The 10,608-nt window shown below is 39.0% G+C and carries 14 protein-coding genes; 11 read left to right on the top strand and 3 right to left on the bottom strand.

Annotated elements, in window-relative coordinates; all coding sequences use genetic code 11:
• Window positions 1-13 precede the first annotated feature (13 nt).
• From V5M37_RS15245 to V5M37_RS15215, 7 genes are all read left to right on the top strand, one after another.
• Complete coding sequence (locus V5M37_RS15245) at window positions 14-460, top strand: hypothetical protein (protein WP_423798032.1); 447 nt, start codon at window positions 14-16, stop codon at window positions 458-460.
• 2 nt (window positions 461-462) lie between these two features.
• Complete coding sequence (locus V5M37_RS15240; protein WP_423798031.1) at window positions 463-687, top strand: helix-turn-helix transcriptional regulator; 225 nt, start codon at window positions 463-465, stop codon at window positions 685-687.
• Between the two features lie 60 nt (window positions 688-747).
• Window positions 748-1,491: a DUF4386 domain-containing protein gene (locus V5M37_RS15235; RefSeq protein WP_423798030.1), complete on the top strand. Its 744-nt coding sequence runs from the start codon at window positions 748-750 to the stop codon at window positions 1,489-1,491.
• A 27-nt stretch (window positions 1,492-1,518) separates the two neighbouring features.
• Window positions 1,519-2,487 carry an NAD(P)-dependent alcohol dehydrogenase gene (locus V5M37_RS15230; RefSeq protein ID WP_423798029.1) on the top strand — a complete coding sequence of 323 codons (969 nt, stop codon included), beginning with the start codon at window positions 1,519-1,521 and terminating at the stop codon, window positions 2,485-2,487.
• 180 nt (window positions 2,488-2,667) lie between these two features.
• Complete coding sequence (locus V5M37_RS15225) at window positions 2,668-4,341, top strand: thiamine pyrophosphate-binding protein (protein WP_423798028.1); 1,674 nt, start codon at window positions 2,668-2,670, stop codon at window positions 4,339-4,341.
• 214 nt (window positions 4,342-4,555) lie between these two features.
• A complete protein-coding gene (locus tag V5M37_RS15220) occupies window positions 4,556-5,224 on the top strand; it encodes an MBL fold metallo-hydrolase (RefSeq protein ID WP_423798027.1) in 669 nt (222 codons plus the stop codon).
• Window positions 5,142-6,428 carry an alkyl/aryl-sulfatase gene (locus V5M37_RS15215; RefSeq protein ID WP_423798026.1) on the top strand — a complete coding sequence of 429 codons (1,287 nt, stop codon included), beginning with the start codon at window positions 5,142-5,144 and terminating at the stop codon, window positions 6,426-6,428. Before V5M37_RS15220 ends, V5M37_RS15215 begins: the two co-directional genes overlap by 83 nt.
• Window positions 6,429-6,500: 72 nt before the next feature.
• Here the strand turns inward: V5M37_RS15215 and V5M37_RS15210 are convergent, their stop codons facing one another.
• Window positions 6,501-7,127 (bottom strand): DUF2238 domain-containing protein, encoded by a 627-nt coding sequence (locus V5M37_RS15210; RefSeq protein ID WP_423798025.1) that lies wholly within the window; start codon window positions 7,125-7,127, stop codon window positions 6,501-6,503.
• A gap of 70 nt (window positions 7,128-7,197) precedes the next feature.
• Window positions 7,198-7,476, bottom strand: a complete 279-nt coding sequence (locus V5M37_RS15205) for a hypothetical protein (RefSeq protein ID WP_213145971.1) — start codon at window positions 7,474-7,476, stop codon at window positions 7,198-7,200.
• 191 nt (window positions 7,477-7,667) lie between these two features.
• Between V5M37_RS15205 and V5M37_RS15200 the strand changes: the two genes are divergently transcribed.
• On the top strand, window positions 7,668-7,937 hold the full coding sequence (locus V5M37_RS15200; RefSeq protein ID WP_423798024.1) for a hypothetical protein: 270 nt from the start codon (window positions 7,668-7,670) through the stop codon (window positions 7,935-7,937).
• Window positions 7,938-8,052: 115 nt separating this feature from the next.
• On the opposite strand, the gene V5M37_RS15195 is transcribed toward V5M37_RS15200, so the two are convergent.
• Window positions 8,053-8,364 carry a hypothetical protein gene (locus V5M37_RS15195; RefSeq protein ID WP_423798023.1) on the bottom strand — a complete coding sequence of 104 codons (312 nt, stop codon included), beginning with the start codon at window positions 8,362-8,364 and terminating at the stop codon, window positions 8,053-8,055.
• A gap of 277 nt (window positions 8,365-8,641) precedes the next feature.
• Between V5M37_RS15195 and V5M37_RS15190 the strand changes: the two genes are divergently transcribed.
• From V5M37_RS15190 to ortA, 3 genes are all read left to right on the top strand, one after another.
• Window positions 8,642-9,025, top strand: a complete 384-nt coding sequence (locus tag V5M37_RS15190; protein ID WP_423798022.1) for a VOC family protein — start codon at window positions 8,642-8,644, stop codon at window positions 9,023-9,025.
• A 227-nt stretch (window positions 9,026-9,252) separates the two neighbouring features.
• Window positions 9,253-10,017, top strand: coding sequence for an SDR family NAD(P)-dependent oxidoreductase (locus V5M37_RS15185; protein ID WP_423798021.1), 765 nt, complete (start codon window positions 9,253-9,255; stop codon window positions 10,015-10,017).
• 246 nt (window positions 10,018-10,263) lie between these two features.
• Window positions 10,264-10,563, top strand: coding sequence for a 2-amino-4-oxopentanoate thiolase subunit OrtA (gene ortA, locus V5M37_RS15180; RefSeq protein ID WP_423798020.1), 300 nt, complete (start codon window positions 10,264-10,266; stop codon window positions 10,561-10,563).
• Window positions 10,564-10,608: the final 45 nt, after the last annotated feature.

Raw genomic sequence — 10,608 nt, 5'->3', positions numbered from 1 at the left:
AAGGGGTGAAACCATGACTTATCAAGAAAAGAAAAGCATCGTATCGTTAATCAGCGCCATACTCATTTTTGGAACTTATTGCTTGTACATGTACCCACGTCACCCTGAAAGGGGGCTGGAGTCGCTGGAAACCTTTCGCTATTGGGGTTCATTCGTCCTCATCCTGACTTTGCTTTCAATTGTCGCCCACATTATTATCAGCATTCTTTTCAATATCCTATTTAGAATGACAACTGGAGAAAAAGAACCAACATTCGCTGATGAACTGGATAAGTTAATTGACTTGAAAGCAAACCGAAATTCTTTTTTTGTCTTTATTTTCGGCTTTCTACTTGCAATGGGATCCCTGGTTATCTATCAGCCGTCACAGATGATGTTCATAATCCTGATCATATCAGGGTTCATTTCTGATGTGACTGGATCTGTTACGAAACTTTATCACTATCGGAAAGGAGTCTAATAATGGGTAAATATCTTGTCGGCAATCATATCAGGAGATTACGATTTGACCATAATGAAATGACCCAGCAGCAACTGGCTGACAAGGTGGGCGTTACAAGACAAACCATCGTGGCTCTCGAAAAGGGAAATTACTCCCCATCCTTAGAACTTGCTTTTCGCATTGCTCACGCCTTTAACTTACCGTTGGAAGAGGTATTCTTCTATGGGGAAAACACAAAGAAATAAAAACTATGATGGTTATATGCTTGACCGTTTTTGAATTTATTAAGAGAAGGGGATAGCAAAATGAATTCAAATAAGAAAGCGGCAAAAATGGTGGGAGTACTGTTTATACTTGCGGCAGTTACGGCGGTAATTGGTCTAACCTTATATAGTCCTATCCTAAAAGGTCCTGATTACCTGATTAAAGGCTCGGAACACTCCAACCAGGTGATAACAGGAGGGCTTATGGAGCTAATACTTGTCGTTTCCGCTGTTGGTACAGCAACGATTATGTTTCCTATTTTAAGAAAGTACAATGAAACGATTGCACTCTGGCATGTTTGTTTTAGGTTTCTTGAAGCGATGATCATCACGGTTGGTGTAATAAGCGTCCTGTCCCTCTTAACCTTAAGCCGGGAATATACAGCAGCGGGTGCTCCGGATATTGCCTCTTTTCATGCTTCAGGCACAGTACTAATAGCAATACATGACTGGACATTTTTGCTTGGTCCTAATTTCATGCTGGGCATTAATACGATTATGTACAGTTATATATTTTACAAATCAAAGCTCGTACCAAGATTTATTCCCATCTTGGGTATGACAGGGGCAGCCCTTGTTTTTATCGCAGCATTGTTAGAAATGTTCGGAGTCATTCAACAACTTTCAGTTTGGGGTGCAGTACTGTCGCTGCCAGTAGCGGCTAATGAAATGATTTTAGCCGTATGGCTTATCGTTAAGGGATTCAATGAATCTTCACTTGCTGACATGTCTACAAAAATAGCATCTGGAGCTCCACTAGAGATAATGAGTTCCTCAAAAAAATAACAGACAAATGGATACGGAGGGAAAAGAATGAAAGCCATCGTTTATAACAAATATGGTTCACCCGATGTTCTTAATCTGACAGAAGTAGATAAACCTATTCCTGAGGACCATCAGGTACTGGTAAAGATTCATGCAGGATCCTTGAATTATGGTAATCTAGTGCTTTTGAAAGGAGAGCCCTTCTTAGCCCGTTTGGCCTTCGGTCTTCTAAAACCAAAATACTCCATACCCGGAGGTGACATTGCAGGCCGGGTCGAAGCAGTTGGTAAAAATGTTAAACAGTTTCAGCCAGGCCAAGAGGTATTTGGAGATCTTTCCAGAGCTGGCTGGGGTGGTTTTGCTGAATATGTATCTGTTCCTGAAAATGCATTGGCATTAAAACCAGAAAATATCACATTTGAGGAAGCTGCTGCGGTACCAATGGCGGCTGTTACTGCCTTACAGGGTCTAAGGGATAAAGGAAAAATTCAGAGAGGACAGAAGGTATTGATTAATGGTGCCTCAGGTGGTGTTGGGACTTTTGCGGTACAGATTGCCAAAGCTTTTGGAGCAGAAGTAACAGGTGTTTGCAGTACGAGAAATTTAGAAATCCTTCGTTCCATTGGTGCAGATCATGTCATTGATTATACAAAAGAGAATTTTACCAAAAAAGGACAGAAGTATGACTTGATTCTTGGTGTTAACGGGCACCATCCGATTACAGCTTATAAACGGTCTTTAAATGCTAATGGAACTTTTGTTCACGTCGGAGGTTCGGGTGCACAGCTGTTTCAAACAATGACCTTAGGGCCTTGGTTATCGCTCACTGGAAGGAAAAAAATGTCTAGCTTATTACAAAGGCAAAACCAAAATGATTTACTCTATATAAAAGAACTCCTTGAAGCCGGAAAAGTAAAACCAGTTATTGATAAAACTTTTAAGATGAGTGAAGTTGAAGAAGCTTTCAAGTACTTTGAACAGGGGCACGCTCAAGGAAAAGTTGTCATTACAGTATGAAAACTTTTAAGGAATCATAACGGATAGAAGGAAGACAGGCGATACTATAAGTTGGTATCGCCTTTTCTAATCAGCCTCTAATTTTCTCTTATTTTTTAAATATATAAAAATTTCAAAATTTTGTAGTATAATATTTTCTGAAAAGAAAAAAACTACAAAAATGTGTAAAGGGTGAGAGAGATGCTTGCTAGAGATTTTATTTTAAAAACTTTGCAAAAATATGAAGTAGAGTATTTGTTTGGAAACCCTGGAACAACCGAACTGCCATTGGTAGACGGGCTAGTAAACTATCCGGAACTTAAATATGTTCTTTCCTTACATGAAGATGTGTGTGTTGGAATGGCTGCAGGCTATGCCCAAGCAACCGGTAAACCAGGGGTCGTTAATCTTCACGCTGCTCCCGGCTTGGCTCATGGATTAGGGAACGTCTACAACGCCTATCGTGCCGGGGTACCGCTTATTGTAACCGCCGGCCAGCAGGATACCAGACTCGCTATCCAGGAACCTGCATTATGGGGAGAAATGGTAAGCATGGCCCAAAATTACACAAAATGGAGCTGGGAAGTTAAAAATGCACAGGAATTACCAATTGTTCTGCACCGGGCCTTTAAAGTGGCTATGACAGAACCGATGGGCCCTGTTTTTCTTTCTCTTCCTTCGGATGTGCTATGGCAGGAGATTGAGGCAGAAACAATCCCACTTACCATTGTTTCCTCCAATATTAGGGGAGATCTAGAAGCAGTGCAAAATGCGGCCAATTTGATTCAGCATGCAATCAATCCTGTGTTTATGGTCGGGGATCACTTGGCCAGCTGCCAAGGGGTGAACGAAATGGTTCGGCTCGCGGAGATGATTGGTGCTCCTGTATATGTAGAGCATCAGGCCTCCAGATTAAATTTCCCTTATGGTCACCGTCAATACGCGGGAAGATGCCTGCCAAACGGTCCCTTTATCGAGAAGGCCCTTTCAGAAGCAGATGTTGTGGTTTTCGTGGGAGTCACGAGTCAAGCCCCATTGCTCTACTTTGACAAGCCGATTGTCCAAAAGGGAACCAAGGTAATCGCAATTGATAGTGGTGAATGGGAGCTTGGCAAGAACATGCACGTAGATATTGCCATTTCGGCCAACCCAAGGATCGCCATTAAGGAAATGACAGAATTAATCGAAATCCAATCAAATGTTGAGGATAAAGCCCGATTCGAAAATTTAAAAGAAAAGACTATACAGAAGAAAATACATAGTGATGAACTGCGTTTAAAGGAACTGGAAGAAACTAGAGGCCAATTTCCTTTATCCCCTGCCGAAGTCATGTATGAATTAAATAAAGCACTGCCGGAAAATGTTTTAGTTGTAGACGAATCCGTAACTTCTGGAAGATATACCCACAGTTATTTGGAACTAAACCAGCCTGGAAGCCTGATCGCATTGAAGGGCGGTGGCCTAGGATTCGGTATGCCGGCCTCCCTTGGCGCACAGCTGGGGCGTCCTGATCAGAGGGTTGTCAATATCATTGGGGATGGTTCTTCCCTTTACTATATTCAATCATTATGGAATGCTGCCAAGTATCAACTCCCAGTCGTCTTTGTGATTATGAATAACCAAAGCTACATGATTCTTAAAGGCGGAATTCTTAATATCAAAGGGGAGTCCGCTAAGCACAACGTTTTCCCGGGGATGGATTTAAACGAACCGCCAGTAGATTTTGTCAGTGTTGCTAAAGGGTTTGGCATTGATTCTGTCAGAATTGAAAGGTCCGAGGAACTTCAACCGGCTTTTGAAAAAGCCTTTCAGGAGAAAAAGCCGATTTTGCTGGATGTGGCTATTGATTCAACGGTTAAGGTTTATCTTCAGTAAAACTATTATAAATGCTCGAGTTGTACCGGGCAGTTTAAGGTATGAAATAAGAAGCCGATCTTCCTGTTTACTGCTGGAAAATCGGCTTATTTATTAATTAGGACGATGGTGCAATTGTGCTTTTTACCTAGTATGGCTCCCAAACTAAAACGGTACTCCGTGTAATGAGTTATAAAAGTATTTTTTAATTTTACTAACCTTGGAGGAATGTAAAATGACCTATCTTACGACAAATCAATCAAAGCCTGCTACTTCTTTTACAAAAGAGGTACAGAAAAGATTCACGGAAATCTTAAATTTTGAAGACAAACAAGATTTTATCGATGCCGATCGAGGCTTGATTGCTTCAACTGAAAATAAAATCCAAGATTTAATTGAATCTGTTGGAAGTGTGCCTGACGCTGTCAACCCAAGTTTATGGAGAAACGTACAATTACAAGCAAAAGCTGGATTGTATAAAGTCGTTGATGGAATCTATCAAGTGCGTGGACTTTCCATCGCTACTACTATATTCGTAGAGGGAAAAACCGGTGTGATTGTCATAGATACTTCCAGCGGAATGCCGCCTGCTAAACAAGCGATTGAATTATATTTTAGACACCGGCCTAAAAAACCAGTGACTGCCATCATTATTAGCCAAAGCCATAGCGATCATTACGGCGGTACTAAGGCCATTCTTGAATATGCTGAGAATCCTGATATCCCGATCATTGTCCCTGAGCATTTTACCAAAGAGGCGTTCAGTGAAAATGTTTTATTGGGGCCGATTATGAATCGTCGTGCCTGGTATCAGTTCGGTATTGGCTTGCCAGTCGGAATGCGGGTTTTTATCAACCGGAATTGGATCCGTTTTCGGTACCGGCAATGCGCATATTGGTTTTGAAATGCCAAATGTTGAAGTTAAAAATGAAGTGGAAACGCTTGAAGTAGATGGGATTCATTTCACATTTTTATTAACGCCGCATACTGAAGCACCTGCTGAGATGCATTTCTATATTGAAGAATACAAAGCATTATTTGTCTCCGAAAATGCCAATAAAACACTGCATCAAATTTATGCGATAAGAGGGGCCAAAACTCGGGATTCACTGGAATGGGTGAAGGCACTTGATAGAACGATAGATTTGTTTGGTGAAAAAGAGATTGATGCTTTGGTCATGATTCACGCCTGGCCGGTATGGGGGAAGGAACGTGCCATAGAACATTTAAAATATCAACGAGATTTATATAAATATATCCATGATCAAACCGTACGATTGGCTAATCATGGGTATACCATGGATGAGATTGCCGAATTAATTGAACTTCCGGAGTCATTAGGGCAATATTGGGGTAATCGCGGCTATTATGGTACGTTAAAACACAATTCAAAAGCCGTTTATAATTTTTACTTAGGGTATTATAGTGGACATCCCTCTGACTTAGATCCACTTACACAGGTGGAAGCGGGGAAAAAGTATGTCCAATACATGGGCGGTGCAGCCAATATATTAAAACAAGCGAAGGTAGATTTTGAGAATGGAGAATACCGTTGGGTGGCTCAAGTGGTAAGACATGTGGTCATGGCGGACCCGGAAAATGTGGAAGCAAAGGAATTATTAGCGGACGCTTTTGAACAATTAGGATACCAGGCTGAGTCGGCTAATTGGCGGAATGCTTATCTTTTAGGGACATCAGAACTAAGAAATGGAGTCCGTCAAGGGCGAGCCGCATCAAAAGAAATTTCGCGCTTAATCCTTAGGACTTCCTTTGACGAATTCTTTAAGTTGATGGCCGTTAGGTTAAATGGACCAAAAGCAGAAGGTAAGAGGATCGTCGTTAATGTAACTCTAACAGATGTAAATGAACTTTATACGATTTACTTAGAAAATTCTGTTTTGAATAAGAAGGAAAGGCTGGATGCTAATCCGGATGTTTCAATCGTAGCTGACAAGAAAACATTTTTTGAATTTTTACTTGGAGCAATAGACTTAGAACAAACCATTGCTTCAGAAAAATTAAGACTATCAGGTAATACGGACAAGCTAAAAGAATTATTAAACCTGTTGGATGACTTTAATCATACTATTAATATTGTAACTCCTTAAATGTGAAGCACGGGGACGGTTCTTCTGCATCATTTTCTAGCGAAAATGAAGCACGAGAACCGTCCCCATGTCTCACTTTCCTAACTCTTTTCGCAACAATCTATTATGTAGTTTGGAAAGAAATAGTAAGGAAATGATGGTACCAGCTAAGGTTAATACCATATCCCATTGTGCATCCCATATATCACCTTGGTTCCCTAGAAAGTTTTTAGCTGTTTTTCCTCCCTTGCCTATAATAAAACTTATCCATTCAATGATTTCATACATCGCGGAAATGGCAAGAGAAATACTTGTCACAATCCAAAATAACCATTTCCCTTTTTTCAACGGGGTTTTCCTTAATAATATTTCTCTTATCACTATGCCAATCATGCCTTTTAAAAAATGACCAAATCGATCGTAGTGGTTTCTTTTCAAATCAAAAGTATCTTTTATCCAATTAAATAGAGGAACCTTTGAATAGGTGTAATGGCCGCCGATAAACATCAAGATCGCCATAATAGCAATAATGACGTAAGAAAAGGTAGTAAGACGAAACTTTTTGTACGTTAATAGGGCGATCATTAAAACGATGATGGCAGGAGTGGCTTCTAATGTCCAGGACTTGTAGCTTGCAGGCTTGATAAGTGACCAAATTAAAACGGCGATTACAACCAGTAATAACAGAACATGAATCGTCTTGACACTTTTTCCTTTCATTTCTAATATCACTCCTATATAGTTTCCCCGCAGCCGTAAAAAGGCTGTTGAACCTATTTTTTCAACAGCCCTAAATAGTTTGATTATTTTGGTCTAAAAGGTTGGAAAGGATAACCGAGTTTTCTTGGTCGGCATCATATTGAACAACATCATCATACTCGAATAAACGAAAGCTATCGGGGAAATGTTCGCGCATGTATTTCACAAAAGCCTGCGGATCATTATTTCCTCCACGCCGAAATTCCATCATAATGGCCCGAAATTTATGCGGTGGCAATTCGGTTTGGATGTGATAAGAGTTAGTAAATCCCAATTGATCCGAACTGTATAGGTTATAGGTATAAAACATCCTAAGACCCTCTTTCTTTAGAATTAGTTATATTATTTTGCCCTAATTATTGATAGTTATCTGTGTATATTTTTGCAAATCAATTAAAAAATATAAGGGTGAAACATGGGGACGGTTCTCGTGCCTCATTTTCGAGCGTTAATGAGACATGAGAACCGTCCCCATGCATCTAAATAGGGGAGCGAGCTTAATTGAACGCTGATAACACGGAAAAATTCAGATTTAGGCTGGAGAATGATGAAGGGGAGGTGGAAGTTGAAGGTGAAATCTATGGGGAAAGCCAAATCCCATTTTTTGATGATTTAAAGTTTAAAGCTGTTATTGGGCTGCTTAATTCAATTGATAAAAAGAACTTTAGTGATTCAGGGAATCATCAGGTATTTAAATATTTTGTCCGGGAAATTGAAGAGACGATTCATGAAATGAAAAAAAATGATCAATTTCAAGGAAAACTTAATTAATTCAAATTGTGGTATGGGCAAATTAATATATCAAAACTACCTAAAATAACACTAAAATAAGAATAAATACAGCCTAGGAAGGGGAGCGGTTCTTCCCAGGCTGTATTTTGTAATACTATTTTTGCATATCATGCCATTTTTGAAATTTACCATGTTCAAAGTGTCCCTTGTGTACTTGGTCAAAGTGATGCTCTGAATGAGTTGCCCTTCCGCCGCCAAAGCCAATCAAAACACCGAGTGCAAAGACACAAACAGAATAAATTATTCGATGCTTTCTTTTCTTGCGAGAATGGATGAATTTTTCTTTTAATTCATTTCTAATTTCATTTTTAATCTCATCTTTAAGAGTTTTTATGTTTTCTTGATTCCGTTCTAAAGGTTGCTCTTGAGGTTCTTCCTGAGGTAGTTCTCGTGGTTCATCTGACATTCCTGCACACACCTCCTTTTCTCCTAATATATAGAAATCGTAATTTATCATTTCTTAACAAATTGTTAAATTTTATGGAAATTTTTTTGCGTTGTTACTCTTACTGTTTGTTTGACTTAAGAAAAAATCAAGGTAATTTCTATATTGGCAGCTGGAAATAAATGTGATATTTTTGTTCTACCGATTGTTAGAGACATGTTAATCAAGAAAGAATATTTAAGATCAGCTTGGGGTCAGTACGTTTTTAAATAAAAAATTTTTTTAGAGGGTGAGCGAGATGAATATTAAGGGGCTAGATCATTTAGTTTTAACAGTTAAAGATATTGAAGTTACATGTGACTTCTATTCTTTAGTTATGGGTATGGATGTTCAAACTTTTGGTGAAGGCAGAAAAGCACTTAAATTTGGTAATCAAAAAATAAATCTGCATCAATATGGGAAGGAGTTCGAGCCAAAAGCAATAAGCCCAACACCTGGCTCAGCTGATTTATGTTTTATTACGGATACTCCAAAAGAACAAATAGTAGAATCCTTAGAAAAGCAGGGAATTACCATTATTGAGGGACCTGTAGAACGAACTGGTGCAGTAGGACGCATTTATTCAGTATATTTCAGGGACCCGGATTTTAACCTTATTGAGGTTTCTAATTATATTAGGTAAACCTGTTGTTTCTTCTCCAAATCCTTACCAATTATGATCATGTAATCAATGTTCATAGTTGGGAGCTTTCTTATTACTTTAAAAGGAATTCTATACCATGCGTCGAATAAAGAATAAAATCAATAATGAAAATTACCCAAATCTATGGAGGAACAATCTAGATTCAAAGAATCATTATTTCGAATCATTTACTAGATTAATAAAAAAATAGGAAGTAGGGAATTTAGATGTTATTTGATTTAACCGGAAAAGTAAGTATTGTTACAGGGGCTAGTAAAGGAATTGGTAAAGCAATAGCTGTAGGTTTGGCTGAAGCTGGCAGCCACGTTGTTCTCTGTAGCCGCACAAAAGTTGAGTTAGATGAAGTTGCGAAAGAAATTGAACAAAAAGGAGTTGAGGCCTTAGTTATTCCGTGTGATGTTTCGAATCCTGAGGACATTCAAAATGTAGTAGATGAGGCTGTTAAAAGATTCCATAAAATTGACATTCTCATCAACAATGCTGGAATAACCGTGAAAAGGCCGGCAGAGGAATACGACCTAAATGATTGGAATAAGGTGATCGGTGTTAATTTAACGGGTGTATTTTTATTCGCCCAGGCAGTCGGCCGGCAAATGATTAAGCAAAAGAAAGGAACCATCATAAATGTTTCCTCCGTCGGTGGGGAAACAGCACTTACGGGGTCATTAGCTTATTGTGCTAGTAAGGGCGGCGTGAATATGCTGACCAAAGTATTGGCGGTTGAATGGGCTCCTCATGGCATTAGGGTAAATGGGATTGCACCTGCATATATTGAAACCCCTTTGGTAAAGGCCATTAAGGACCAACGAAGTGAGTTTGCCCAAAAGATTGAGGCAAGAACACCACTAAATCGATTAGGAATGCCTGATGAATTAATAGGTTCGGCTATTTTCTTAGCCTCTGATGCTTCATCTTATATTACAGGTGAAACCTTAAAAGCTGACGGAGGTTGGACAGCTTTAGGACTTTAATCCATATGGATGAAGGATAAGCCAGGGGAAGGGTCTCCTGGCTTGTATATGTCTAGGAGAACAGTCCCCATGCATCTCTAAAATTATTTTTCAAATAATTCAAAAAATATTGACAATAGAGGTAAAGCTTAGTAAATTATATATTAACAGTATATATAGTATAAACTTATAAACTTATAAAGTTATAATATTATAAATTAAGTGAGTTGGAATTCATGAAACCGCTTTATAAGGGGAGGTTTTTAATTGAAAAAAATAAACAAAGGTACATGGGTCGAAGTTCATCGAGTATTGTTAAATCCTGAGGAACGATCTAACCGGCTGCCGGAAGACTCCAAAAATGTACCTTATGAGATGAGAGCAAGAGGATTTTTACTAGAAGAAGCGGTGTTAAAAGAAGAAGTAAATATTAAAACTCTTAGCGGAAGAGTGATTACTGGCAGACTAATTCAGATTGAGCCCTGTTATGAACACAGCTATGGTCCCCCAGTGTATGAATTGCTGAATATTGGTGAAGAAGAACAACGGCTGCTTTTAAAAAAATGAAAAAATGATTTCAGAATAACCCAAGTTTATTTGGAAATGAGGGGA

The organism is Neobacillus sp. SAB-20_R2A, assembly GCF_049568635.1.
GTDB lineage: Bacteria > Bacillota > Bacilli > Bacillales > Cytobacillaceae > Neobacillus > Neobacillus citreus.
The sequence above is the reverse complement of the archived record's forward strand: the minus strand, read 5'-3'. Positions and strand labels throughout refer to the sequence as shown.